Source organism: Pseudonocardia kunmingensis (assembly GCF_006716445.1).
Taxonomy (GTDB): domain Bacteria; phylum Actinomycetota; class Actinomycetes; order Mycobacteriales; family Pseudonocardiaceae; genus Pseudonocardia; species Pseudonocardia kunmingensis.
On record NZ_VFPA01000004.1, the window covers coordinates 523,170 to 548,069 of the forward strand.

27 protein-coding genes are annotated in these 24,900 nt (G+C 74.4%); 11 read left to right on the forward strand and 16 right to left on the reverse strand.

Features of this window, described 5'->3' with window-relative positions; all coding sequences use genetic code 11:
- Window positions 1-7: 7 nt before the first annotated feature.
- A complete protein-coding gene (locus FB558_RS32280) occupies window positions 8-2,182 on the reverse strand; it encodes a carboxypeptidase regulatory-like domain-containing protein (RefSeq protein WP_142060054.1) in 2,175 nt (724 codons plus the stop codon).
- Between the two features lie 130 nt (window positions 2,183-2,312).
- On the opposite strand from FB558_RS32280, the gene malQ reads away from it, so the two are divergent.
- The 3 genes from malQ to FB558_RS32295 are packed head-to-tail and all read left to right on the forward strand — an operon-like array spanning window position 2,313 to window position 5,464.
- Window positions 2,313-4,298 carry a 4-alpha-glucanotransferase gene (gene malQ / locus FB558_RS32285; protein WP_142060056.1) on the forward strand — a complete coding sequence of 662 codons (1,986 nt, stop codon included), beginning with the start codon at window positions 2,313-2,315 and terminating at the stop codon, window positions 4,296-4,298.
- A 5-nt stretch (window positions 4,299-4,303) separates the two neighbouring features.
- Complete coding sequence (locus FB558_RS32290) at window positions 4,304-5,080, forward strand: 2-keto-4-pentenoate hydratase (protein ID WP_142060058.1); 777 nt, start codon at window positions 4,304-4,306, stop codon at window positions 5,078-5,080.
- Between the two features lie 18 nt (window positions 5,081-5,098).
- Complete coding sequence (locus FB558_RS32295) at window positions 5,099-5,464, forward strand: RNA-binding S4 domain-containing protein (RefSeq protein ID WP_170231627.1); 366 nt, start codon at window positions 5,099-5,101, stop codon at window positions 5,462-5,464.
- Window positions 5,465-5,468: 4 nt separating this feature from the next.
- On the opposite strand, the gene FB558_RS32300 is transcribed toward FB558_RS32295, so the two are convergent.
- A complete protein-coding gene (locus tag FB558_RS32300; protein WP_281288705.1) occupies window positions 5,469-6,386 on the reverse strand; it encodes a DMT family transporter in 918 nt (305 codons plus the stop codon).
- Between the two features lie 163 nt (window positions 6,387-6,549).
- Between FB558_RS32300 and FB558_RS32305 the strand changes: the two genes are divergently transcribed.
- Window positions 6,550-6,978, forward strand: coding sequence for an ATP-binding protein (locus FB558_RS32305; RefSeq protein ID WP_142060064.1), 429 nt, complete (start codon window positions 6,550-6,552; stop codon window positions 6,976-6,978).
- An 85-nt stretch (window positions 6,979-7,063) separates the two neighbouring features.
- Here the strand turns inward: FB558_RS32305 and FB558_RS32310 are convergent, their stop codons facing one another.
- Window positions 7,064-7,987, reverse strand: coding sequence for a choice-of-anchor P family protein (locus FB558_RS32310; protein WP_142060066.1), 924 nt, complete (start codon window positions 7,985-7,987; stop codon window positions 7,064-7,066).
- Window positions 7,988-8,002: 15 nt separating this feature from the next.
- Window positions 8,003-8,857: a L,D-transpeptidase gene (locus tag FB558_RS32315; protein ID WP_142060068.1), complete on the reverse strand. Its 855-nt coding sequence runs from the start codon at window positions 8,855-8,857 to the stop codon at window positions 8,003-8,005.
- 275 nt (window positions 8,858-9,132) lie between these two features.
- Here FB558_RS32315 and FB558_RS32320 point away from each other — a divergent pair, with 275 nt between their 5' ends.
- Both FB558_RS32320 and FB558_RS32325 read left to right on the forward strand, forming a co-directional pair.
- Window positions 9,133-10,245 (forward strand): zinc-binding dehydrogenase, encoded by a 1,113-nt coding sequence (locus FB558_RS32320; RefSeq protein ID WP_211367007.1) that lies wholly within the window; start codon window positions 9,133-9,135, stop codon window positions 10,243-10,245.
- The gene (locus FB558_RS32325) at window positions 10,242-11,024 is read left to right on the forward strand and encodes an SDR family NAD(P)-dependent oxidoreductase (protein WP_142060069.1); all 783 of its coding nucleotides are present in this window, start codon (window positions 10,242-10,244) and stop codon (window positions 11,022-11,024) included. Before FB558_RS32320 ends, FB558_RS32325 begins: the two co-directional genes overlap by 4 nt.
- A gap of 15 nt (window positions 11,025-11,039) precedes the next feature.
- Here the strand turns inward: FB558_RS32325 and FB558_RS32330 are convergent, their stop codons facing one another.
- Window positions 11,040-11,333 (reverse strand): hypothetical protein, encoded by a 294-nt coding sequence (locus FB558_RS32330; RefSeq protein ID WP_142060071.1) that lies wholly within the window; start codon window positions 11,331-11,333, stop codon window positions 11,040-11,042.
- A gap of 170 nt (window positions 11,334-11,503) precedes the next feature.
- On the opposite strand from FB558_RS32330, the gene FB558_RS32335 reads away from it, so the two are divergent.
- Window positions 11,504-11,770, forward strand: coding sequence for a hypothetical protein (locus tag FB558_RS32335; RefSeq protein ID WP_246106912.1), 267 nt, complete (start codon window positions 11,504-11,506; stop codon window positions 11,768-11,770).
- Between the two features lie 339 nt (window positions 11,771-12,109).
- Here FB558_RS32335 and FB558_RS32340 read toward each other — a convergent pair whose 3' ends face one another.
- Window positions 12,110-12,679, reverse strand: a complete 570-nt coding sequence (locus FB558_RS32340) for a CGNR zinc finger domain-containing protein (RefSeq protein ID WP_142060073.1) — start codon at window positions 12,677-12,679, stop codon at window positions 12,110-12,112.
- Window positions 12,680-12,897: 218 nt separating this feature from the next.
- Between FB558_RS32340 and FB558_RS32345 the strand changes: the two genes are divergently transcribed.
- A complete protein-coding gene (locus FB558_RS32345; protein WP_142060075.1) occupies window positions 12,898-13,512 on the forward strand; it encodes a hypothetical protein in 615 nt (204 codons plus the stop codon).
- 352 nt (window positions 13,513-13,864) lie between these two features.
- Complete coding sequence (locus FB558_RS32350; RefSeq protein WP_246106944.1) at window positions 13,865-15,205, forward strand: acyl-CoA thioesterase/BAAT N-terminal domain-containing protein; 1,341 nt, start codon at window positions 13,865-13,867, stop codon at window positions 15,203-15,205.
- A 16-nt stretch (window positions 15,206-15,221) separates the two neighbouring features.
- On the opposite strand, the gene FB558_RS32355 is transcribed toward FB558_RS32350, so the two are convergent.
- From FB558_RS32355 to FB558_RS32375, 5 genes are all read right to left on the reverse strand, one after another.
- Complete coding sequence (locus tag FB558_RS32355) at window positions 15,222-15,695, reverse strand: SRPBCC family protein (RefSeq protein ID WP_142060080.1); 474 nt, start codon at window positions 15,693-15,695, stop codon at window positions 15,222-15,224.
- Window positions 15,692-16,018 (reverse strand): ArsR/SmtB family transcription factor, encoded by a 327-nt coding sequence (locus tag FB558_RS32360; RefSeq protein ID WP_211367008.1) that lies wholly within the window; start codon window positions 16,016-16,018, stop codon window positions 15,692-15,694. Before FB558_RS32360 ends, FB558_RS32355 begins: the two co-directional genes overlap by 4 nt.
- A 10-nt stretch (window positions 16,019-16,028) precedes the next feature.
- Window positions 16,029-16,505, reverse strand: coding sequence for a DUF6194 family protein (locus FB558_RS32365; protein ID WP_142060082.1), 477 nt, complete (start codon window positions 16,503-16,505; stop codon window positions 16,029-16,031).
- A 72-nt stretch (window positions 16,506-16,577) separates the two neighbouring features.
- Complete coding sequence (locus tag FB558_RS32370; RefSeq protein ID WP_142060084.1) at window positions 16,578-17,753, reverse strand: pyridoxal phosphate-dependent aminotransferase; 1,176 nt, start codon at window positions 17,751-17,753, stop codon at window positions 16,578-16,580.
- Window positions 17,754-17,848: 95 nt separating this feature from the next.
- Window positions 17,849-18,613 carry an alpha/beta fold hydrolase gene (locus FB558_RS32375; protein WP_142060086.1) on the reverse strand — a complete coding sequence of 255 codons (765 nt, stop codon included), beginning with the start codon at window positions 18,611-18,613 and terminating at the stop codon, window positions 17,849-17,851.
- 90 nt (window positions 18,614-18,703) lie between these two features.
- On the opposite strand from FB558_RS32375, the gene FB558_RS32380 reads away from it, so the two are divergent.
- Window positions 18,704-19,351, forward strand: coding sequence for a TetR/AcrR family transcriptional regulator (locus FB558_RS32380; protein ID WP_142060088.1), 648 nt, complete (start codon window positions 18,704-18,706; stop codon window positions 19,349-19,351).
- A gap of 59 nt (window positions 19,352-19,410) precedes the next feature.
- Window positions 19,411-20,316 carry an aminoglycoside phosphotransferase family protein gene (locus FB558_RS32385; protein ID WP_211367009.1) on the forward strand — a complete coding sequence of 302 codons (906 nt, stop codon included), beginning with the start codon at window positions 19,411-19,413 and terminating at the stop codon, window positions 20,314-20,316.
- Here the strand turns inward: FB558_RS32385 and FB558_RS32390 are convergent.
- From FB558_RS32390 to FB558_RS32410, 5 genes are all read right to left on the reverse strand, one after another.
- Window positions 20,306-21,433, reverse strand: a complete 1,128-nt coding sequence (locus FB558_RS32390; RefSeq protein ID WP_142060092.1) for an epoxide hydrolase family protein — start codon at window positions 21,431-21,433, stop codon at window positions 20,306-20,308. The genes FB558_RS32385 and FB558_RS32390 overlap by 11 nt on opposite strands.
- A complete protein-coding gene (locus FB558_RS32395; RefSeq protein WP_142060094.1) occupies window positions 21,426-22,670 on the reverse strand; it encodes an RNA polymerase sigma factor in 1,245 nt (414 codons plus the stop codon). Before FB558_RS32395 ends, FB558_RS32390 begins: the two co-directional genes overlap by 8 nt.
- Before the next feature lie 8 nt (window positions 22,671-22,678).
- Complete coding sequence (locus FB558_RS32400) at window positions 22,679-23,077, reverse strand: YciI family protein (protein ID WP_246106945.1); 399 nt, start codon at window positions 23,075-23,077, stop codon at window positions 22,679-22,681.
- Between the two features lie 70 nt (window positions 23,078-23,147).
- Window positions 23,148-24,092 carry a helix-turn-helix transcriptional regulator gene (locus FB558_RS32405; RefSeq protein ID WP_142060098.1) on the reverse strand — a complete coding sequence of 315 codons (945 nt, stop codon included), beginning with the start codon at window positions 24,090-24,092 and terminating at the stop codon, window positions 23,148-23,150.
- Window positions 24,093-24,132: 40 nt separating this feature from the next.
- Window positions 24,133-24,873: a nucleotidyltransferase domain-containing protein gene (locus tag FB558_RS32410; RefSeq protein WP_142060100.1), complete on the reverse strand. Its 741-nt coding sequence runs from the start codon at window positions 24,871-24,873 to the stop codon at window positions 24,133-24,135.
- Window positions 24,874-24,900: the final 27 nt, after the last annotated feature.

Consider the following 24,900-nt stretch of genomic DNA (forward strand, 5'->3'; position numbering starts at 1 on the left):
ACCTCCGTCAGCGGTAGCCGCTCATCACGTCGTCGACGGCGGCCTCCGACTCCGCGACGGGGCTCGCCGGGGTGAGGACGACGTCGTGGCGCACCTCGGCCTCCTCGGTGACGTCGATCAGCGTGGCCGTCGGCACGCACCCCGGGGCCGCGATCGACAAGCCGTACTCCCCCGCGCCGATGTCCCCGATGCGGTAGCCGCCCTCGGCGTCGGTGTCGGTGGCGTCGATGACCTCGCCGTCCTGCACCAGCGTGACGCGCGCCCCGGCGACCGGTCCGTCCTCGCCGTGCACCGCGCCCGCGACCGACGCCGCCCGCGCCAGCAGGACGTCGGCCTCCGCGGGCGACCCCGAGACCGTGATCGCCACGGCGCCCGGGAGGTGACCGGGCGCGGTGGACACGAGCACGTAACCGCCGGGGGCGGGCGCGAGCACCTCGCCGCGCCCGTCGGCGTCGGCGGTGCCGTCGGCGACGTCGCCCCCGCGGTCGTCGAGCAACGTGACGGCGGCGCCGCCCACCGTGGTGCCGTCGCGGTGGACGGCCCGGTACCGGACGGGCTGGGCCTGGCCCGCCGTCGTGGTCCGCTCCTTCTCGCCGGGCTGCGCCATCGCCACGACCGGCGCCTGGTCCGGGCGCAGCCCGGGATCGGCGAAGCCGAACGTGCGCAGCAGCGCGAGGTCGGCGGCGGCCTGCTCCGCGGCACGCTCGTCCGCCGTGCGCAGGCCCCGACGGGCCTGCGGCGACGCGTCCGCGGGCGGCGGCGCGTCGGACGCCTCCGGCGCGGTCTCCGCCGCGCCCACCTCGGCGAACCGCTCCGGCACCGCGGCCGCCGGCACGGCCCGGGGATCCGGGTCGTCCCAGTCCTCGGCCGTCTCGTGCGCGTCCCGCGCCGGACCGGCGGCGGGCGGCTCCGCAGCCCCGCCGGCCGGTTCGGGATCGGTCTGCGGCCGCGCCGCCACCCAGGCGGCACCGGCGGCGGCGACCCCGGCCGCTCCGACCGCGGCGGCGGCGGGGAACCCGGACCCCGGTGCGGGCTCGTCGGGCGGCGCCGACTCGGCCGCAGCCGGCACGACGGGAGGCGGCGCCGTCCACTGCTCCGCGGGCGCGGCCGCGCTCGGCGGCGCGACCGGCTCCGCCGCGACGGGCTCGGCGGTCCGGACCGGCGCTGTCTCGACCGGGACGACCTCGACCGGCGCGGCGCCCGCGACCTCGGCGACGGGTTCCACGGGCGGCTCCGCGGAGGCGGCAGGTCCTTCCGAGGAGGCGGCGGCGGGCGGCTCCTCCAGCGGCGGCTCCTCCCCGTGCGGCGCTGCGTCGTGCGGCGCTGCGTCGTGCGGCGCTGCCACGTACCCCCCGTCCACCGGCTCCGGGACCACGACCGGCTCCGGCGACGGCACGGGCTGCGGCTCGGGAGCGAGAGCCGACTCCGGCGGCGCAGGAGGCTCCGACGGTGCAGCGGGCTCCGGCACCACGACGGGTCCCGGGACCACCGCGACGGGTTCCGGCGATCCGCCCGGCTCCGGCGACGCGACGCCCTGGACCGGGACGGCGACCTCCGCGGGCCCGGCGAGCTCGGCGCTGCGCACGAGCCGCAGCGGCGCGGCCTCGGCGGGCGCGGGTTGCGCCGGAGGAGGGTCCTGCCATGGCCGGCCGTCGCCGAGGCCCGCGGCGATCCGGGCGGCGCGCCGCCACGGGGCGTCGTCGTCGCCGTCGAGGTCCAGGGTCGGTGCGGGCTGCGGCGGTTCGGGCTGCGGCGGTTCGGGCTGCGGCGGTTCGGGCTGCCGCGGTTCGGGCATGGTCGGCGCCTCGGCGGCCGTCGCGGGAGGTGCGAGGTGCGGTACCGCGGCGGCGTGCACCGCGGGCTCCGCGGCGACCCGCTCGGGAACACGCGGCGCGGGAGGCGTGACGGGCTCGGGCGCGGTGACCGGCGCCGGTGCGGGCCGGCGAGCGGCCGGCGTGGGCCTGGGCTTGACCGGCGCCGGGGTGGGACCCGCCGCAGCGGTGTCCTCAGGCGCATCCGACGCGGAGCGCAGCCGGACCAGGTCGGCGACGGTCCGCGGCTGCGCGGCCGGCCGGCCGCTCGGCCGCTGCCGCAGCGATCGCAGCCGTGGCCGCAGCGCGACCCCCAACAGCACGATGCCGGACGCGACGAGCGCCAGCCCGATCAGTACCAGCGGACTCATCGCTCTCCCTCGTGTGCACCGCCCTGTCCTGCGGGAGCCCGGGCGATTCGCCCGCTGCAGGAACCTAGCACTCCGAGCGTGTGTGATCAGTGACCGGACGTGAGCGTGTTGCCGCAGGTCACAGGCCATCATGAGTAGGAGTCCCGATCGGTGGGGAAGGAACGGTGTGGACAGCGAGTTGATCGAACTGGCGGCCGCGCACGGCGTCGCCACGAGCTACCGCGACGGGGAACGGCGCCCGGTGCAGGTCGACGACGACGTGGTGGTCCGCGTCCTCGGCCTGCTCGAGGTGGACGCGTCGACCCCGGAGGCGCGGCGGGCGTCGCTGGCGGCCGCGCGGGAGCGGGCGGCGGCGGGTCGGCTGCCGGGCACGATCGCCGCCCGGACCGACCGCGCCCGCCCGCTGCCCGCGCCCGGCGTGCTGGTCGACCCCGAGGGCGCGCGCCGCGACGTCACCGAGGTCCCGGCAGGCCTCGAACCGGGGTGGTACCGCCTCGAGCTCGGCGAGCAGGAGTGCACGGTCGTCGTCGCCCCGCCCGCGCTGTCGCCCCCACCGCGCGGCTGGGGTTGGATGCTGCAGCTGTACGCGCTGCAGTCGGCGGGATCGTGGGGCATCGGCGACCTGGGTGACCTGCGGGAGTTCACGGCGTGGACGGGCGGGGAGCACGGAGCGGGCGCGGTGCTGCTCAACCCGCTGCACGCGGTCACCCCGGTGCCGCCGGTCCAGCCGTCGCCCTACACGCCCTCGAGCCGGCGCTTCGGCACGCCGCTGGCGCTGCGCGTCACCGACCTGGACGCGTTCGCGCGGGCCGACGGTCCCACCCGCGCCGAGATCGAGGCGCTGCGGCCGGAGGTGGCGGCCGGGCGGATCGAGCACGACCGGGTCTGGGCCGCGAAGCGCGCGGCGCTCGAGCTGCTCTGGCGTTCCGAGGGCCGTCCCGAGCCCCACGGGGTGGGCGCCGACCTCGAGGAGTTCGCCACCTACTGCGCGCTGGCCGAGCGCTACGGCGCCCGCTGGAGCCGCTGGCCGGAGGCCCTGCGCCGCCCCGACGGCCCCGGCGTCGCCGCCGCCCGCACCGAGCTCGCCCCGCGCGTCGCGTTCCACGCGTGGGTGCAGCTGCAGGTCCGCGAGCAGCTCGCCGCCGTCCGCGACGCGGCGCGCGACGCCGGGGTGCGCGTCGTGCACGACCTGGCCGTCGGCTGCGACCCGGAGGGCGCGGACGGGTGGGCGCTGCAGGACGTCCTCGCGCTGGGCGTGCGCGTCGGCGCCCCGCCCGACGCGTTCAGCCAGCAGGGCCAGGACTGGGGCCTGCCGCCCTGGCGCCCGGACCGGCTCGACGCGACCGGCTACGCCGCCTACCGGGACCTGCTGCGCGCGCTGCTGGCCCAGGCCGACGGGCTGCGGATCGACCACGTGGCCGGGCTGTGGCGGCTGTGGTGGGTGCCGCCCGGCGACGGGCCGGACCGCGGCACGTACGTCCACTACGACGCGGACGTGATGCTGGCGGTGCTCACGCTCGAGGCGCACCGCACCGGCGCGTTGGTGATCGGCGAGGACCTCGGGACCGTCGAGCCGGAGGTGACCGACGGCCTCGCGCAGCGGCACGTGCTCGGCTCGTCGGTGTTCTGGTTCACCCGGGACCTCGACGCGCCGGGGCAGCCCCTGCTGCCGCCGGAGCAGTGGCCCGAGGAGTCGGTGGCCACGATCTCGACGCACGACCTGCCGACCGCCACCGGGTTCCTGCGCGGCGAGCACGTGCGGGTCCGCGCCGAGCTGGGCCTGCTCGACGACGTGGCGGCCGAGGAGGCGAAGGCCACCGTCGACCGGCTCGAGCTGGTCGAGCTGCTGCGCGAGCAGGGCCTCGTGGAGGGCGAGGATCCCGGCGAGGACCAGCTCGTGGTCGCGCTGCACGCGTTGCTGGCCCGCAGCCGGTCCCGGCTGGTGCTCGTCTCCCCCTACGACGTGGTGGGCGAGGTGCGCCAGCCCAACCTGCCCGGCACGGTGGACGAGTACCCGAACTGGCGGCTCCCGCTCCCGGTGACGCTGGAGGAGCTGCGCGAGGACCCGCGCGTGCGGGTGGTGGTCGACCAGCTGCGCCTGCGACGGTCAGGATGACCGGCATGTCCGACGAGAACCGGGCCGGCGCCGCCGCCGACGTCCTCTGGAACGCCTGGAGCACCGGCGAGCGGATCACCGGGCTCCCCACCCACCTGCGTCCGGGCGACGCCACCGGGGGCATGGCGGTCCAGCGGGCGCTCGCCGCGCACGCCGGGCCGAGCTACGGCTGGAAGGTCGCGGCCACGAACACGGCCGGGCAGGCGCACATCGGCGTGACCGGCCCGCTGCCCGGCCTGCTGTTCGACCGGTTCCGGCACGAGCCGGGCGAGGTGCTGCCGAGCGGCGACCTGCACATGCGCGTGGTGGAGGCGGAGTTCGCCTACCGCATGGGCGCCGACGTCGCCCCCGGGGCCGGAAGCGAGGACGTGCTCGCCGCCGTCGACGGGCTGCACCTGGCCGTCGAGGTCCCGGACTCCCGGTTCACGCGCTTCGAGACCGCCGGGGCGGCGCAGCTGCGGGCCGACTGCGCGTGCGCCGGCCGCTTCGTGCTGGGCCCGGACGTGCCCGGCTGGCGCGATCTCGACCTGTCCACATGGGGAACAGCGGTGTGGATCAACGGGACCCAGGCCGCAACCGGCAGCGGGGGTGCGGTGCTCGGCGACCCGCGCACCGCGCTCGCCTGGATCGCGGAGGACCTGCACCGCCACGGCCTGCGGCTGCGTGCAGGCGACGTCGTCACGACCGGCACGACCACCGCACCGGTGCCGGTCGCCCCCGGTGACGCGGTGCGCGCCGACTTCGGCGGGCTGGGCGAGGTGGCGTTCCGCTTCGGGGCGTGAACGGCCATCATCGAAGGTGTGGAGTCGACGCGACTGGACCGCTGGCTGTGGGCGGTGCGGCTGACCAAGACCCGGCCCGACGCCGCGGCCGCGTGCCGCGGCGGGCACGTCCGGATCAACGACCGGCCCGCGAAGCCGGCCACACCGGTCCAGCCCGGCGACGAGGTGCGGGCGCGGGTGCAGGACCGGACGCGCATCGTCGAGGTGGTGCGGGTGATCCAGAAGCGGGTGGGCGCCGCGGACGCGGCCACCTGCTACATCGACCGCACGCCTGCTCCCCCGCCGGAGGCGGCCGTGCCGGTGGCCCGGCGCGACCGCGGGGCGGGCCGCCCGACCAAGCGGGAGCGCCGGGTCCTCGACGCGTTCCGGACCGGCTCTCCGTAGGGCCTCAGGCGGGCGCCTCCGCGTGCACCACGGGCCGCGGGGAGCGCTCGCGCAGACCCAGCGCGGTGACCGAGGCGACCACGATGAGCAGGCCGAGCCACTGGCTGGGCGTGAGCCGGGTGCCGAGCAGGCCGACGCCGATCAGCGCCGCCGTCACCGGGAACGCGAGCTCGGCCAGCGTGGCCCGGGCGGCGGCGGTGGAGCGCAGCCCGATGTAGTAGAGCGCGAGGCCGAGGAGCCCGGGCACGAGCGCGAGCAGCACGAGCGGTCCGAGCTGCGCCGTCGTCACCGCCACGGGGGCGCCCTGGGCGAGGAGCACCACCGCGCTGGCCGGGAGGCCGATCGCGAACCGGAGCACGGTGACGTCGCGGCTCGCGATGCGCACGCTGACCATCCGCCCGAGCACGGTGCCGATCGCCCAGAGCGCCGCCGCGCCGACGGCGAGCAGCGCCGCGACGAGCGCCTGCGGCGCGGCGGAGAACGGGTTCGCGAACGCCATGAGCCATGCACCGGCCAGCGCGGGCACGGCGAACATCCAGTAGCCGCGGCGCACCCGCTCGCCCAGCAGCAGCGCGGCCGCGACGACGGCGATCACCGGCTGCAGCTTCTGCAGGACGAGCGGGGTGACCGGGTCGCCGTAGCGGAACGCCTGGGTGAACAGCGCCGTGGCCACCGCGGACGCACCGGCGCCGATCAGCACCAGCGCCGTGCGCTCCCGCACCGACGCCGCGCGGAAGGCGCGCGCGGCCGACGGCAGGAACGGCAGCAGGAGCACGACGATCAACAGGTGCTCCCAGAACACCACGGTCGCGGCCGGGAGCTGACCGGCGAGCGGTTGCCGCAGCAGGCCGTCGGTACCCCACATCGCCGCCGCGACGGCGATCAGCCAGGTCCGGTCGGGAGCCTCACCAGGTCGATCCACACCGGACCCAACGCCCGCGGCCGCAGATCCATACCCGCCGACCGGACGGGAAGCGCACTCCGGTTGGCCCCACGCCCCCCTGGGTACGCCTGCCCCATCTGCCCCCGACGATGAAGCCCGCCCCGATCGCGACGACGGCCAGCGATGGCACCAGGAGTGTTCGATGTCGGCGCCCGCCCGCGGACCCGAACCGTTGCGACTGCGCCTCGCGGCGTCCTCGCTCCCGGAGCGGCTCTCGGGCGTCCGGGCGCAGATGGCCGAGTGGGGGGCGGGCCTCGGGGCGGCGGAGGACCTCGTCGAGGACATCGTCCTGGCCACTCACGAGGCGCTGGCGAACGTCGCCGACCACGCCTATCCCGACGGCAGCGGGGACGCCCTGCTGGACGCGGCCTGCGTGGACGGGGTGGTGCGCATCCTCGTGCGGGACCAGGGGGCCTGGCGGCCGCCCGCGTCCGACCCGGGCTGGCGGGGCCGCGGCCTCGTGATCATCAACGGCCTCGCCGACCAGGTGGACGTGCACCGCACCTCCACGGGCACGAGCGTGACGATGCTCTGGCGCCTACCCGACCCGGGCGCTGCGGAGCAGGCGTAGCGGACAGCGCGACGGGCGGGAGCCGGTCGGCTCCCGCCCGTCGCGGACGTGCGGTGTGTCAGGTGGTGCGGTGTGCCAGGTGGCGTCAGCCGGTCACCGGGAGGGCCGCCTGCACGACGGACGGGGCCGGGGCGCTCTTGACGTCGCTGTTGTCGCCGCCCTTGTCGTCGCCGTCGTCGTTGCCGCCGTCGTCGTCGCCACCGTTGCCGTTGTCGTCGCCGTCGTCACTGGCGCCGTCGTCGTTGCTGCCGCCGTTCTCGTCACCGTCGGAGTCGGCGGAGCCGCCCTCCTGGCAGTTGGCCTGGCCGATGGTGATGGTCTGCAGGTCGCCGTTGAAGCCGACACCCAGCTGGTCCACCACGTCCTTGACGGTGTTGGACGTGTCGGTCAGCGGCTTGCCCACCAGCTCGCCGAGGAGCGGCAGGGACTTCTTCTCCTCGTTCGACAGCGGCTCGTCGGCGTCGGCCTCCGCGACCGGCAGCACCTTGAGCTCGATGCCGGTGACGGTGAGGGAGCCGTCGGAGTGGCGGACCTGGTCGTTCAGCGACAGCTTCAGCAGCGGCGAGAGGTCGATCTCCTCGCCGGGCACGGAGGTGTCGGGGATCTTCTTGCCGAGGATCGTGCCGTTGACGACCTGGAGGCCACCCTCACCGTTGTCGCACCAGGTGCGGATCAGGTCGGCGCGCAGCAGGTTGAAGAGGTTGACCTCCTTGACCGCGGTCTCGGCGCGGTGCGACTCGGCCTCGGCCGTCAGCAGCCCGAAGGACAGGTCGTCCTCGTACTTGCCGGCGACGTCACCGATCGAGAGGAGCTCGTCGCTGACCAGCGTGCCGTCCGTGGACTCCACGAGCGAGATCGGGTTGATGTCCAGGGCGCCGCTTGCCTCGAGGGCGTAGGCGTAGTCCGTGGACGACTCCTGCGCGAGCGCGGGGGTCGCGCCGAGGAGCAAGGTCGTCACCGCGGAGACGGCCCCGACCGCCGCCGCGCCGGCGAGCTTCTTGGTGTTCACAGTGGTGCTAACCCCTCAATCTTGATCGATGATCACGAGAGTGCCGAGCGGGACCTCGGCGAGCTGGTCCAGCGCGTCCTGCGGGACCCGGATGCAGCCGTCGCTGATCGCCGCGCCGAACACGTCGGCGCTGGGCCAGGTGTGGATCGCGACGGTCCCGGGCCCGCCGCCGTAGGTGTCGTGGGTGGGGCTGTGCGTGCCGAGCGGGAGGATCACCGGCGAGTAGTTCTGGTTCTCGTCGGCGAACGCCCCGAGCAGGAAGGTGCGACCGGTCGGTGTCGGCGTGTCGGGCTTGCCGATGCCGACCGACCACTGGTCGACGACGTCGCCGTCGCGGACCAGTTCGAGCGTCTTCGAACCCAGGTGCACCTCGATGACGTAGGGCGTCCGAGCCCGCTCGACGTCGTCGGCCCGGATCCAGCCGGTCGAGCTCGCCGGGCGCGACGGCAGCAGCACCTGCACCCAGCCGGGCTGCTCGGCGAGCACCGGGAGCCAGGTGTCGCCGAACTGCGTGGTCTCCATGCGGGCGATCGCGCGCCCGTCGGGAGCGTCGTGCACGGGCGTCTCCCGCACGGGGTGCACGACGAGACCGTCGGTGCGACCCGTGGGGTCCGCGTCGGCCGGTGCGCCCTCCACGGTGGTGTACGTGCTGCTCACGGGGAGCTCGCCGGGTGCGGCGCCTTCACCGGCGGCGACGGAGGACGGGTCGGTGCCCGACTCGCCCCCACCGCCGAAGAAGGTGAAGCCCAGCACGACGGCGAAGATGACGACGGCCCCGGCGATCGCTCCGTACAGGAGCCCACGCCGGGACGGGCCGGGGGCCGACCCCCGGGACGGCGCCGCTTCCGGCGGCGCGGAGTGCTGTGACATGACACCCAAACAGGCTGATCGGACAGGGACGGGCTCCGGCCGGCGACGAGGGGTCGTCCGGTCACAGTCCGCGTAATTGATCAAACGAAGCGGAACCGTCCGAGTTACTCCGACTTGTCCGACTACCTTCTGTCGCCGAGATCACAACGGAAGGTAGTTGCGCATCCTTCGACCGTGCCCGTCACCGGGGTGACGCACCCGCACCCTTGTGCGCGGCCGGATCATGAACGACGGTGGACGGGTCGTGTCCCCAGCCACGAGGAGGTGTGGGCCGGATGCCCCAGGTGAAGGCGGCGGTCCTGCGCGCACCGGGTGAGCCGCTGCGCATCGAGGAGGTGGCGCTGGAACACCCGCGCGCCGGCGAGGTGCGGGTGCGGGTGGAAGCCGCCGGCGTCTGCCACACCGAGCTGCACTACATGGACGGCGCGATCCCGTGCCCGCTGCCGATCGTGCTCGGGCACGAGGGCAGCGGCATCGTCGAGGAGGTCGGCGAGGGCGTCGACGCCGTCGCCGCCGGTGACCGGGTGGCGTTCACCTGGCGCCCGCGCTGCGGCCACTGCGAGTACTGCGTCACCGGACGCCCGGTGATGTGCGTGTACGGGAGGGTGCAGGCGCGCAGCGGCGGGCTGATGGACGCCACCTCGCGGCTGCGCCTGGACGGGGGCCCGCTGCACCACTTCCTCGGCGTCTCCTGCTTCGCCGAGCAGGCGGTCGTGTCGCAGCGCGCGGTCGTGAAGGTCCCCGACGGCGTCCCGCCCGCGGTGGCCGCCGTGACGGGGTGCGCCGTCATCACCGGGGTCGGCGCCGTCGTCCACGTGGCCGGGCAGGTCGCGGGCAAGCCGCTGGTCGTGGTCGGCGCAGGCGGGGTGGGGCTGTCCGCGCTGATGGGCGCGGTCCTCGTCGGGGCGTCCGCCGTGGTGGTCGACATGGCCCCGGAGAAGCTCGAGCTCGCGCGCCGGCTCGGCGCCACCGCCACCCTCGACGCCTCCGGGATGGCTCCGGACGAGGTCGTCGCGGCCGTCCAGGAGCTGACCGGCGGCGGGGCGGAGGTGGCCGTCGACGCCGTCGGCCTGCCGCAGACGCTGCGCCAGGCGTTCGCCGTGCTGCGCCCCGGTGGCACCGCGATCGCCGTCGGGCTCGGGGCCGTGGACGCCACCGCGGCCGTACCGATCAACGAGTTGGTGCAGCAGCAGAAGCGCCTCGTCGGGAGCCTGTACGGCTCGGCGAACCCACCGGTCGACCTGCCGCGGATCCTCGGCCTCTACCTCGCGGGACGGCTGCCGCTCGACGTGCTGCTCGGCGAGCAGTACCCGCTCGACGGCGTCGACGAGGCCTACCGGGCCCTGCGCGAGGGGGCGACCGGCCGGGCGGTAGTACTGCCCGCATGACCGACGAGACCCGTTACGCGATCTACCCCAGCCTGCGCGACGCCGTGGTGCTGGTCAGCGGCGGCGCGAGCGGCCTGGGCGCGGAGTTCGTGGCCCAGTTCGCCGCACAGGGCGCCCGCGTGGCGTTCGTCGACGTCGCGGCGGAGGCGGGCGAGGCGCTCGTCGCGGAGGTGGCGGAGCGGGACCAGCCGCGGCCGGTGTTCCGCGCGTGCGACGTGCGCGACCTCGACGCCTACCGCCGGGTGATCGCCGAGATCGCCGCGGAGCTCGGCGACGTGCAGGTCCTGGTGAACAACGCGGGCAGCGACACGCGCCACCCCGTCGCCGAGGTCGAGCCCCGGTACTGGGACGAGCGGATGCGGGTGAACCTCGACCACCAGTTCTTCGCCGCGCAGGCCGTCGCCCCCGCGATGCGGGCCGCCGGGCGCGGATCGATCATCAACATGGGCTCGATCAGCGCGCACGTCGACCTGCTCGACCTGACCGCCTACATGACCGCGAAGGCGGGCATCGAAGGGCTCACCCGATCGCTGTCGCGCGAGTACGGGCCCGACGGCGTGCGCGTCAACTGCGTGCTCCCCGGCTGGATCATGACGCCGCGGCAGCTCGAGAACTGGATGACCCCCGAGGCCGACGCGCACCGCGCCGCGGCCCAGGCACTGCCGCACCGCCTCGAGCCTGGCGACGTCGCCCGGCTGGTGCTCTGGCTGGCCGCCGACGACAGCCGCTCGTGCACCGGCCAGCGCTGGGTGGTCGACGGCGGCTGGCTGCACTCCTGACCCGAGCCCGGCCGGTCAGCGGCGCACCTCGCGTTCCCGCGGGGACAGGGCCGCGGCCGGTACGAGCACGGCGAGGTGCTCGGCGACCACGGCCCCGTACGCGTCGCAGACGGTGAAGTTCACGCGCCCGAACCAGCGCCCGTCGACGGCCCGGGCCCACCGCTTGAGCAGGCCCGGCACGCGCGCGTCGGCGACGAGGAGCCCGCCCGGCACCGGGTCGTCGATCGCTCCCGGCGAGTCCGGCCGCCCGTAGAACCGGTCGAGGTGCACCCACACCGGCCGGTCCAGCGGTGGTGGCGGGGTACTCACACTCGACGACCACGGCTCGTACACGACTTCCCCTTCCAGCAACACGACGTGCCGGCCGGGGGAAGCGGCCGCATGCGCCACCAGGATCGCATGCGGGGCCCGTGATCAGGTCACCAGCTCCGCCATCCGGTCGACCCGGCCGACGTCGGTCGCCCGATCGTGATGGCGGCGTGACACAGATCACCACGGGTGCCGATAGAGTCGCAGGTCGCGGGCGGCACGACCGGGAGGCGCACATGCGGATCGGCGCGGCCATCGTCGTGATCTGGCTGGTCATCGGGGCGCTCGCCGCGTACCAGCGCGGCTACTTCTCGGGCGACGAGCAGGTCAACTGCGCCGAGATCGGCACCGTGCTCGGCACGGTCGTCGTCGGCCCGCTGAACTACCTCGGAGTGAACCCTCAGATCGAGTGCACGGTGCCGCAACCGTCGCAGTGAGGGGCGGCCGCCACGGTGTGCGGCGCCACCGCTCCGGGGCGACCGGCTGCTGCCGGTCTCGGCGGGACGAGCCGCAACTCCAGCTTCTCGCTGCGCGGTGTCAGCAACCGGACCGATCCGAGCGGTGCACACACACCCGCAGGGCGGATCCCGAGGGGGTTGGGTTAGAGGTTCCGCGGCGTTCGTCTAGGGCCCTTTCCGAGCACGCGAACCCACAGGCCGGCTCTCGCAGGTCACTACCTGCGTTGATGCGAGCCACCTTCGCGACCGGACTCTCGCCTGGACCGGGGAAGCGGAGACCTCGTAGGGGATCGCCGGGCCGTGGCGCCAGGTAAGGGGTTAGTGTCGCCGCGTCGGTGGCCGCACGCGCGCGTAGTGGCGCGCAGCCTTGGCACGGTTCCCGCACAGCGCCATCGAGCACCAACGACGGTTGCCCTTCGGGCTGGTGTCGAGGAAGTAGAGGACGCACTCCGCGTGAGCGCACTGACGGATCCGTTCGCGATCGCGAACCAGCAACTCGGCATAGTTCGCCGCCGCCAGCCATGCCGCACGTCGTTCCGGGTCATCGACACGGAAGCCGGAGCGAGGCCCGTCGGGAGTCATCTGCGGCCAAGTGTGCCCCCACCGCAGCACATCGTTGAGGACGGCGCACGCCTCCTCCGATGCAGGATCGTCGAGGTGCGCCTGCACCGCACCCCGCGCGTGGCGCACGGCCCGGAGCGCGCCCTGCGTGACGGGATGCTCGGAAGGCGCCAGGCCGGCCTGCTCGAGCCACTGGCGAAGCCCGGCCAGATCAACGAGGAGTTCGAACGCCTGCCCGCGATCGACCCAGCACGTGTTCAAAAGGTCCAGACCTAATGGTTCGCCGAGTAAGGGGCGCCACACCAGCTCGGAGTCGGTCGCCGCCATACCGGAAATCGTACCGAGACGTTGCCGACGCGCGGGCGGCATGCGGAAACGTCGTCACCAGCCGGGACCGGAGCGTGAAGCGCCGGACGATCGTGCAGGTCAGCAGCTCGTAGAAAGCGGCAGCAGAGGTACCCGCGCCTCGCCGGAATGACGGGTCAGCTATCAGGGCGAATGAGGAGGGGAATGTGATTTCGATGACGAGGAGCGGTCTCGCCGCGATGTCCGTCGTCGCCGTCACCATGCTGTCGGTGGCCGGGTGCGGCACCGATGAGGTCGTCGGCAGTCCGAATAGTAGTGATGTCGCGCCGCAGGCCCAACCGGCCGGCCCGACGGCACAGGTTCCCGCCGGTGCTCCGGGCGGGAGATACGCCTACGTCGACGGGTTGTGCCGGCAGATCGACTTCTCGACGGTCGAGGAGATCCTCCCGTTCAGCGGAGAGATGGACCAGAGCGGGCACCACAGCCGGCCCTATTCGGTGGCCAAGTGCTTCAGCGAGAACGCACCGCGGGACGAGACGATCGCCGCCGGATCCACCCGGGTCGAAGCGCAGTGGTTGCCGACGCCGCGGCTGGCCGCGGCCGAGTACGAGAACAAGCTGCCGGTCTTCTCGGGCGACGCCGCGGGATTGATCGAGCTGCCCGGGCGCTGGGAGCGGGCGACGCTCGCCAACGGCAACGGGGTCAGCACCACCGCCGCATCGCTCCTCGTTCACGACAGCAACCTGGTGATCGAGGTCGAGCTCGCCTTCTCCATGGTCGAGGCCGAAAACCAGGCGGCCACGGCCGTGCAGAGGGTGGCGGAGAGCATCTTCGCCCTCTCCGGCGACCGCTGACCTCCCCGCGGCTCCGGGGAACGGCCCGGTCGTCCGAAGGCGGTGGGACGGCCGGGCCGGCACCAGGCCGGCCCTCGACTGGTGGAGACTCCTCGCTTCCGGGCTGCGGTGTAGGCCGTCACCGGACCGGGTGACACGGGCGAGCGCGACGACGCACACCGGCTGAGCCCGCCCGATCCGTGCGGAGCGGGCCGACCGGCCCCGGACCACGACGATCGGCCCGCCGTGCTGCCGCACCGCCCCAACAGAGTCGTGGGCAAAAGCGGCCAGAGGCTAGCACCTGCTGATCCACGACCGAGGTAACCCTGGGGCGTGTCGGCGTTTTCGCTCTTAGCATCGCGGCGTGCGGAAGATGATGATCGCGCTGGGCAGCGTTCTCGCGCTGCTCGCGGTCGGCTGTTCCGCACCCGCGCCGGACGGGCCGCAGATCATCGCCGGCCCCGACGGGGCGAGCATCGCCGAGCCCGTCCGCATCGTCGTCGACGGGCTCGCGCCCGGGGACCCGGTGCGGGTGTGGGCCCGCGCGAACGACCGCATGGGCCAGTGGTGGGAGTCCTCGGCCGAGCTCACCGCGGACGGCACCGGCAGCGTGGACCTGACGTCGGCGGAGTCCACCGGCGGCACCTACCAGGGGGTGGACCCGGCCGGGCTGTTCTGGTCGATGCGCCTGCCCGACGACCGGGCGGCGCCGGTCCCGCTGGCCGGGGCCGACGACGTGGTCGTGGAGCTCGGTGTCGACCGGGACGGCACGACGATCGCGCGCTCGTCGCTGCGCCGGGAGGTCCGCGCCCCGGACGCCCGCCCGATCGCGATGGCGGAGCCCGGCCTCGTCGGTGACCTCTACCTGCCCGCGGGCTCCGGCCCGTGGCCGGGGGTGCTGCTGCTCGGCGGCGCCGAGGGCGGTCGGCCGGACCCGGCGTACGCCGCGCTGCTCGCGAACCAGGGCTTCGCGGTGCTGGGCCTCGCCTACTTCGGCGAGCCGCGCCTCCCGACGACGCTGACCCGCGTCCCGGTCGAGTACGGGCTGTCCGCCGCCCGGTGGCTCGCCGAACGTCCGGAGGTGACCGGGCCGCGGGTCGGGGTGATCGGCTCGTCCCGGGGTGCCGAGTACGCGCTCCTGCTCGCGTCGTCCGAGCCGGACCGCTTCGGCGCGGTCGTCGCCCACGCCCCGTCGGACGTGGTGTGGCCCGCGCCGGCCACCGTCCCGGGTGCCCGGCGGGTCTCCTCGTGGACCCGGGAGGGCGAGGACGTCCCGTTCCTCCCCCTCCCGGCGGGCGAGGAGCCGGCACCGGAGCAACCGGTGCGGACGGCCGCGTCCTACGCCGAGGCCGTCGAGGACGCCGGCCGCTGGGCGCGCACCACCGCCCGCATCCCGGTGGAGGACATCACGGCCCCGGTGCTGCTCACCTCCGGTGGCGACGACGGGGTCTGGCCCTCGACCGCGCAGGCCCAGCGGGCGATGGCCGCGATCGATGCCGCCGGCAACCCGTTCGGCTCGCGCCACCTCGACTTCCCGTCCGCGGGCCACCCGGTCGGCGGAGTGCCGAACATGCCGACCAGCCGCACCGCGGTGCCGGTCGGCCCGGTCGTGCTCGAGACCGGCGGGAACCCGGCCGCTACCGCCGGGGCGGTGCGGCACACGTTCGCCGCGACGCTGGACGTGCTGCACGCGCTCACGGCCGCAGATGGCTAGTGTCCCCCACCGGACACTAGGCGAGGAGCGCGGCGTACCTGCTGAGGTAGAGCGGCCACCCGCCGTCGCCGTCGACGCCCTGGCGGACACCGTCCCAGCCGGGCCCGTGGCGGTCGATGTGGCGGTGCTCGAGCACGAGCCTCGTGCGGGAGGGACCCTCCGCGACGAAGCGCACCTCGACCTCGCTCGTGCGGTCGGGGTCGGCCTCGATCTGCCAGGTGGGCCCGATGTCCCAGCTGAACACGACGCGGTTCGGGGGTTCGTAGGCGAGGATGCGGGCCCACCGGCACTCGCTGCCGTCCTCGCCCCGGTCGTAGATGTGGCCGCCGACGCGGGGCTCGAAGGTCGTTGCGGCGATGGGCACGCCGAGCAGGTTGTGCTCACGCGGCTTGAAGTCCCCGAAGCGATCGGTGAACACGCTGAACGCCCGTTCGAGCGGCGCCTCCACGACGGTCTCCTTGCGGACCACGGTGTCTGCGGCCTGGGTCATGTCTCCTCCTCGGCGGAGTCCTCGATCGCGGTTTCGTAGTTGGCGAGGGCGCGGTTCCAGAACGTGTCGAGCTGGTCCCGCAACGCCCGCACCCCGGCCGGGTCGAGCCGGTAGATGCGCCGGGTTCCGACCGTCTCGTCATGGACGAGGCCGGTGTCCTTCAGCACCTTGAGGTGCTGGGAGACCGCAGGCCGGCTGACCGGGAGCTGATCGGCCAGCTCGCCCACGGCGCAGGGGCGCTCGGCCAGCCGCTCGAGGATCGCCCGGCGGGTGCGATCGCCCAAGGCGTCCCACACCCCGTCGGGCGAACCGTAAGTCACCATGAACGGTAAGTTACGACTTACCGTTGTCGGATGTCAATCCAGCGTTGCGGCGCGCGCGCCGCTCGGCCTTGCGGGTGGCGTGGGCGTGGGCCTCGACCAGCAGCTCCCGCACGGTCGCGGTGGTGGGCCGCCCGGGGTTCAGCACGCAGACCCAGTACTGGGACGCGTAGTGCGGGTGGGGCACGACACGGTCCTCGGTGCCGGGGTCGAACCCGGTGTCGAGCACGCCCCGCGCGTCGCGGTCCCGGGGCGGGGCGCCGAACAGCGCCGTGTAGCCGGGTTTCGTCAGGCCGATGCTGACCCGGTAGGCACCCTCGCGCGCCAGCGGCGCCGAGATCCCGTCGCCGTGGTCGCTCGTGACGACCGTGGCGAACGGCATCACGCGGTCACCCCGCTCGTGGAAGAAGAACCAGTCCCCCATGTTCTGCACGACGGCGACATCGGCGAGGTCGTCGCTGATGTGACGGATCATCGAAGCGGCATCCATGCCTTCGATCGTGTCATTGAACGACCCAGTGAAACTTGTCCTGCGATCACCCGCAGGAACGAGGGTCAACCCTCAACGCGGGGTCAGCGCCTCCAGGCGCTCGACGGCGGCGCGCAGCGTCTCGGTGCGCTTCGGGAAGGCGAAGCGGACCATGCTCCGCCCCTCCTCCGCGTGCTCCGGACGCCAGAACGACACGGCCGGCACGCAGGACACCCCGGCCTCGGTGATGAGCCGCTTCGCGAACGCCGTGCCGTCGCGCGCGGGGTCGAGCGGGGCGCTGTCGCAGAGCACGTAGTAGGACCCGTCCGGGCGGCGCAGCGCGAAGCCGATCCGTTCCAGGGCCTCGCACAGCAGGTCGCGGCGCTCGCGGTAGCGCGTGGCCAGGCCGGCGTAGTAGCTGTCGGGCAGCGCCATCGCCGCCACCCCCGCCGCCTGCATCGGCGCGGGAGCCGCGATCGTGAGGAAGTCGTGGACCTTGCGGATCGCGGTCGTCAGCGGCGCGGGCGCCACCGTCCAGCCGACCCGCCAGCCAGTGACGGCATATGTCTTCGACAGCGCGTTGACCGTGATCGTGCGGTCCTCCAGCCCCGGCACGAGGGCGGGCGGCAGATAGCCGCCGGGGCCGAGGTAGTGGATGTGTTCGTAGATCGAGTCGACGACGAGCACGACGTCCCAGCGCGCGCACAGCTCCGCCAGCACCGCGAGCTCCTCGGCGCTGTAGACCTTGCCCGTCGGGTTGTTCGGGTGGCAGAGGAACACGGCCTTCGTCCGCGGGCCGAACGCCGCCCGCAGCTCCGCCTCGTCGAACCCCCAGTCGGGGGCGCGCAGCCGGACCGTGCGCGCCGTGGCACCGGCCAGGATCGCGTTGGGCTGGTAGTTCTCGTACCACGGCTCGAACATCACGACCTCGTCGCCGGGGTCGAGCAGCGCGAACGTGACGGCGACCAGTGCCTCCGTGGCACCGCAGGTGACGCACAGCTCGGTGTCGGGGTCGACCGCCCAACCCGGGTAGGTCCGCGCGGTCTTCTCCGCGATCGCGGCGCGCAGCGCAGGCGTGCCGAACGTCATCGGGTACTGGTTGTCGTCGGCGGCGATGGCCGCGCACGCGGCGTCCTTCAGCTCCTGCGGGCAGGCGAAGTCGGGGTAGCCCTGTCCGAGGTTGATCGCCCCGTGCTGCGCGGCCAGGCGGAACGTCTCCCGGATCACCGACTCGGTGAACCGGTCCGCCTTCTGGCTGGTGCGCGTCATCGCACTCCTCCCACCGCTCCCACGAGCTCCCCGCGCGAGCCGGCGAAGGGCAGCTCGACCCTATCCGCGCGAGTCACCGGCGGCATGTTCCCCGGCTAGCGGCAGAACTCCGCGACCACGAGGGCGAGGTCCTCGGCGGGCACCCCGTGCCACTCGCCGCGCAGGCTGCGGTGGTGGGCGTCGGGCAGGGCGGCGGCGACCGTCGCCGCCCAGCCCGTGAGGTCGTCGGAGCTGCCCTGGCTGTCCAGGACGAGCGTGGGCGTCGGCACCTTCGCCAGGAGCCGGGTACCGGTGGCCTCGGAGATCAGGCAGTCGTAGACGAGGGTGTGCGCGACGGCGTCGAGCGCCGGCATCGACGGCTCCATCCCGGCCAGCACCTGCTCGGGAACGCCGCACCCGGTCAGGAAGCGCCGGACGGCCTCCCGGCGCCTGCCCGCCGCCACCAGCTCCGCCATCTCCGCGGTGAAGGCGGCGTCGGCCGGATCGTCGTCCGTGCCGATCGGGGGCTCCATCAGCACGAGCTTCTCGATCCCGACCCCGGCCGCCGCGGCCTGCAGGGCCAGCAGGCCGCCGGAGGAGAAGCCGTAGACGCAGGCGCTGCCGCCGGCAGCGGTGATCACGGCGGCGATGTCCTCGACCTCGCGTTCGACGGCGTACGGGGTGGTGTCGGTGCTGGCGCCGCGCCCCCGCCGGTCGTAGGTGACGACGGTGAAGTCCGCCGCCAGCAGCGCGCCCAGGCCCCGGATGTTGTCGAACTCCCGGTAGCCGAGGGCCGGATCGACCATCACCAGGGCCGGCCCCGCCCCGGAGCGCTCGTAGGCGATCACGGTGCCGTCCCGGGACGTCACGGTGGAGTGCATCCTGTCCTCCTCGGTGAGTACTGGACGGTACAGTACTCCTGACAGTACTGGTCCGTCCAGTACTGTCACGGGGACGAGGTGGAGGTCGTGATGACGGAGACCCAGCAGGACCGGAACGTGTCCGACGGCCGGTCGGCCCGCAAGCGCCGGTCGATCCTCGAGGCGGCCCGCGCGCTGTTCCTGCGCAACGGCTACGCCGGAACCAGCATGGACGACGTCGCCGCGCTCGCCGCGGTGTCGAAGCAGACGGTCTACAAGCACTTCGCGGACAAGCAGCGCCTGTTCACCGCCGTCATCACGGGCGACATCGCGGAGACCGAGCAGCTGACCCGGTCCCTCGCCGACGCGCTGCCGGAGAGCCACGACCTCGAGCGGGACCTGCGCACGTTCGCCCGCCGGCACATCGTCGAGGTGATGCAGCCGCACCTGGTGCAGATGCGCCGCATCCTCATCGGCGAGGCCGGCCGGTTCCCCGACCTCGCCGCTGCCTGGTACGCACGGGGGCCCGAGCGCGCCCACGCCACGTTCGCCCGCTGGTTCACGGCGCTGGCCGAGCGCGGTCTGCTGCGCGTGCCCGATCCGCTGCTGGCCGCGGAGCACTTCAACTGGCTCATCCTGTCGATCCCGATGAACCGGGCGATGTTCTCGGGCGCCGAGGAGTCCGTCGAGCGGCTGCACCACTACGCCGACGAGGCGGTCCGCGTGTTCCTGGCCGCCTACGCCTCCCCGCGCGACTGACGCCACGGGCGGAGAAATGCGGTCGCGCGCCGGACCGCGGCGTCGACAGCATGGCGGCGATGCACCGCGACGCGATCGACGCCGCCCTCGCCGCCCGGCTCGTGGCCGCCCAGTTCCCCGGGTGGGCCGCCCTGCCCGTCGTCCCGGTGGAGCTGCCCGGCTGGGACAACCGCACCTTCCGCCTCGGCGACGACATGACCGTGCGGCTCCCCACCGCCGAGGGGTACGTGGCGAGCGTCGAGAAGGAGCACACGTGGCTGCCGCGGCTGGCGCCGCAGCTGCCGTTCCCGATCCCCGTCCCGCTCGCGATCGGCGCGCCCGGCGAGGAGTACCCGTGGCCGTGGTCGGTGCGCCGCTGGATCGACGGGCACGTCAGCTCCCGGGAGCGGATCCGCGACCTCGTGGCCTTCGCCCGCGACCTGGCCGGCTTCCTCGTCGCCCTGCAGCGCGCCGACGCGACCGCCGGGCCGGCGGCAGGCGCCCACTGCTTCCACCGCGGCACGCCCCCGCGGTTCTACGACGGCGAGACGCGCGCGGCCATCGCCGCACTCGGGTCCCGGATCGGGGGTGCCACCGCCACCGACGCCTGGGAGGCCGCACTCGCGGCGACCTACAGCGGCCCGCCGGTCTGGTTCCACGGCGACATCGCGTCGGGCAACCTGCTCCTCGACGACCGCGGTGACCTCGTCGCCGTCATCGACTTCGGCACCTGCGGCGTCGGCGACCCCGCCTGCGACCTCGTCATCGCCTGGACCCTGTTCGAGGGCGAGAGCCGCGCCGAGTTCCGCCGCCTGCTGCCCGCCGACGACGCGATGTGGGCCCGCGCCCGCGGCTGGGCGCTGTGGAAGGCGCTCATCACGATCGACAACCCGCAGGCCACGCCGGGCGACCGGGCGCAGGCCGTGCGCGTCGCCGCCGAGGTGCTCGCCGAGCACCGGCCGGCTGCGGCGGGAGTCAGTTCCTGAGGGCGGCGAAGAACTGCCGGATGTCCCCGACCAGCAGGTCCGGCGCGTCCTGCGCGGCGTAGTGCCCGCCCCGGTCGTACCGGTTCCAGGACACGAGGTTGCGGTGGTGGTGCTCGGAGAACACCCGGATCGACGGCAGGTCCCCCGGGAACTGCGCCACCCCGAGCGGCACGGTGGTGGGACCGGTGGACGGCTCCTCCCGGTCCGCGTCCGCGTAGATCCGGATGGCCGAGCCCGCCGTTCCGGTGAGCCAGTGGATCGTGACGTGCGTGAGGATCGCCTCGGCGTCCAGACCGTGGTCGGCCATCGCCTGCGCGTTCCAGCCGAGCAGCCCGACGGGCGAGTCGGCGAGCGCGTGCGCCAGCGTCTGCGGCTGCTGGGCCTGCACGACGCCGTACGGCGCCCCGTTCGCGACGTAGTCCTGGAAGGCGTCCCACGCGGCCCGGTCCGCCGGCGAGAGCTGCTCGATCCATCTCGGGTCGTCGTCCGGCGGGGGGTCCCAGGTCTGCGTCACGTGCGCGCCGACCACGGCGCCGGGCGCCACCCGGCCCAGCTCCGACGCGATGCCCGACCCCCAGTCGTTGCCGACCGCGCCGTAGCGCCGGTGACCGAGCCGCTGCATCAGGACCGCCCATGCGCGGGCGATCCGCTTCGGACCCCAGCCGGTGTCGGGCGTCGGCCCGGAGAAGCCGAACCCGGGCAGCGACGGCACCACGAGGTCGAACGCGATCGCCGGGTCGAGGCCGTGCCGGCGCGGGTCGCTCAACGGACCGAGGACGTCGAGGTACTCCGCGACCGAGCCCGGCCAGCCGTGGCTGAGCACGAGCGGGAGCGCGTCCGGCTCGGGCGAGCGGACGTGCAGGAAGTGCACGTTCGTGCCGTCGACGGTGGTCGTGTACTGCGGGTGCTCGTTCAACCGCGCCTCCCAGACCCGCCAGTCGTAGCGGTCGCGCCAGTACTCGGCCAGCTCGCGCACCCGCGCGACGGACACGCCGTAGCCCACGTCGCCGCCGACCGGCTCGGGGGCCCAGCGGACCCGCGCGATCCGCTCGTGCAGGTCGGCCAGTTCCGCGTCCGGGATCTCGATCCGGTACGGCCGGATCCCCTCGTCACCCACGTTTCTCCTCCAGCCTTCGGACCTGTGCGTTCAGGTAGCGGATGTGCCGGACGTTGGTCGCGTACCGGGCGGCCGTCTCGTAGGCCGCGCGGGCGGCGGTGCGGTCGCCGGCCATCTCGAGAAGGTGCCCCCGGGCCGCGGGCAGCCGGTGGTCCCGGGCGAGTCGTCGGTCGTCCAGGGCGTCGAGCAGCGCCAGGCCCGCGGCGGGGGCGTCGGCCATGCCCACGGCGGCGGCGTGGTTCAGGCACGCGACCGGGCTCGGCGCGATCTTCAGCAGCAGCTCGTACAGGGTGACGATCCGCGGCCAGTCGGTGGCGCCCGCACTCGGCGCCTCGTCGTGCGTCGCCGCGATGGCGGCCTGCAGCTGGTAGGGGCCGACCGGACCGCGCGGGAGCGTACTGGCGATCAGCTTCGCACCGCGTCCGATGGCGTCGCGCTTCCACAGCGTCCGGTCCTGCTCGCGCAACGGGGCCAGCTCGCCCTGCGCGGTCGTCCGGGCCGGCGCGCGGGCGTCGGTGAGCAGCATCAGGGCCAGCAGCCCCGCGACCTCGCCGTCGTCGGGCAGCAGCGCGTGCATCAGCTCCACCAGCCGGATCGCCTCCGCCGCGAGGTCGGGGCGGTGCAGGTCCGGGCCGGACGTCGCGGCGTACCCCTCCGTGAAGATCAGGTACAGCACGCGCAGGACGTTGTCGAGCCGTTCCGCACGATCGCTCTCCGGTGGCATCCGGAACGGGACGCCGCTCGCCTCGATCGTGCGCTTGGCCCGGGAGATCCTCCGCACGATCGTCGCTTCCGAGCTCAGGAAGGCCCGCGCGATCTCGGCCGTGGTCAGCCCGCCGACCGCGCGCAGCGTCAGCGCGATCTGCGAGGTGGGCGATAGCGCCGGGTGGCAGCACAAGGTGATCAGGACCAGGGTGTCGTCCACGTCGTCGACGCCCGCGTCCGCCGGTGGGCTCCACCGGTCCTGCGGCAGCACGCGGCTCGCCACCGCGTCCTCGCGCCGCCGCCGCGCCTGGTCTGCCCGCAGGAGATCGGTCAACCTGCGGGACGCGACCTGGATCAACCAGGCCCGCGGCCGGTCCGGCACGCCGTCCGTCCGCCACTGCTGCGCGGCGGCGAGCAGGGCCTCCTGGACGGCGTCCTCGCACGCGTCGAAACGCCCGTAGCGGCGCACGAGCGCGCCGAGCACCTGCGGTGCCAGGCGGCGCAGCGCGTCCGCGATCGCGTCGGCGGTCATGCGGCGGATCAGTGCTCGATCTCGTCGCCATCGCCCAGGAACGGCTGCACGAGGGTGCCCCTCCCGAACACGGGCCCCGGGCACTCGTTCAGCCGGGCGGCGACCTCGGTGGCGCGGTCGAGGCCCGAGCAGTCGACGACCCAGTAGCCGGCCAGTACCTCCTCGGTCTCGGCGAACGGGCCGTCGGTGACGACCTGCGCGCCGTCGCGCAGCTCGACCCTGCGGGCCAGCACCGGTGCGGCGAGGCCCTGCGCATCGACCAGCTCGCCGGACGCGGAGAGCTCCGCGACGAACGTCGCGAGGAACTCCCCGATCGCCGACAGCTCCTCGGCGGACGCGACCGGCCGGCCGCTGTCCTTGCCCGTGAGCACGTCGAAGTCCTGCTGCGACGCGTAGGCCGTGATCATGTACTTCACCGTGTCCTCCTCGTTCCCGCTTGCACAGGAGACGTCGGAGCCGGCCGCGGCATCCGGACACTCACCTCGGCCCGTACCGATCCACGAGCTCCGCGCCGAGACGAGCGAGCTCGTCTCGCACCGACTCCGGTCCGAGCACCTCGACCGCACCGCCCCAACCGGCGAGCTCCTGCGCGATCCCGATCGGCAGGTGCGCGGCGACCCGCACCCGCACGCGCCCGTCGTCGCCGGTGTCCACGACCTCGGCGTGGCGGCCGAACCGGTCCAGCAGGACCGGCAGCAGGCGTTGCGAGACCAGCACCGTCGCCGAGACGAGCGAGCGGCGCCCCTCCATCTCGGCGACCACCCGCTCCCACTCCCGGGACAGGTCGAAACCGGCGGGCCGCTCGGCCGGGAGCTCGGTGACGGTCACCCCGGTGATCCGGTCGACCCGGAACGTCCGCTGCCCCTTCTCGGTGCCGGCGAGCAGGTACCAGACCTCGTCCTTGTCGACCAGACCCCACGGGTCGGCGAGCCGTCGCGTCCGGCCGGCCCGGCTCGCGTACTCCAGCTCCACCTTCCGGCGGCGCACGACGGCGTCCTGCAGGGCGTCGAGGCGCTCCGGCCGGGCCCGGTCGGTGCCGCCCCACCGCGCGGGGTCGACGACGACGGCGCCCGCGGCGGCCTCCGCGTCGGCCCGGAAGGTGGCGGGCAGGGCCCGCACGAGCTTGCGCAGCGCCGACCGCAGCGGTGCCGCAGCGGAGGCCGCCGGGCTCGCCAGCAGGAACAGCGCCCGGGCCTCGGTGCTGGTCAGGCCCGTCAGGTCGGTGCGGGCGCCACCGACGAGCGACCAGCCGCCGCCACGTCCGCGCTGCGGGTAGACGGGGACGCCGGCCGCGGACAAAGCCTCGAGGTCGCGGCGGGCGGTGGCCACCGAGACCTCCAGCTCGGCCGCCACCTCCGCCGCCGTCACCCGGCCGCGGGCCTGCATGAGCAGCAGGGTGGCGACCAGCCGGTCCGCGCGCATGGGCCGATCCTGGCAGAGGAAGTGCTCACCCGATGAGCTCTTACCGCTGCAGTCCCGCCACGTCGGGCGGGTCGAGGAGCTCGCGCATCCGGCGCAGCGCCGTCGCGACGTCCCCCTCGCCCAGTATCGCGTCCGCCGCGGTGAGCCCCGCTCGACCGATCAGCGTCTTCTCGTTGAGCACCCACACCCCGCGCGACGCCACCGCCGCGTGAGCCGTCTCCATCGCCGCCTTGGCCGCCATGCCGACCGCGCCCACGGTGTTGCCCTTCGCCAGGTGCGCGTCCGCGTGGAGCAGCGAGAACGCGCCGTTCCACCGCCATCGCGCGTCCGCGACCTCACGGAGCCGCTCCGGGAACTCGACGGCAGGCAGCTCCCCGGTGAGCACCTGCGACAGCGCGACCTCGCCGAGGACGGTGTAGGTCGGCAGGCCCGCCAGGTGCCCCGGCACGTTGTCGACCTCGAACCGGCCGTCGCGGGCGTCGTCGCGCCACCGCTCCACCCGGTCGAGGTCACGCAGCAGGACGTCCACCCGCCGGCCGAGCACCGACATCCACGCCCCGCCGTTGACGATGCGCCCCCACTCCCCCGGCTGGGCCACGTGGGCCGGGTGCCCGAGCCGGCCGAGGACCTCGGCGTCGAACGTCCCCCGGTAGTACACGCCGAGGTCCCAGTCGCTGTCCGGGCCCGCCGTCCCCTGGGCGCGGCTGCCGCCGAGCACCACCGCGCGCACGCCGGGCAGCTCGGCCAGCTTCGGCACGAGTTCGGCCGTGATGTCGTCCATGCGCCCGATCATCGCAACGATCCCCCG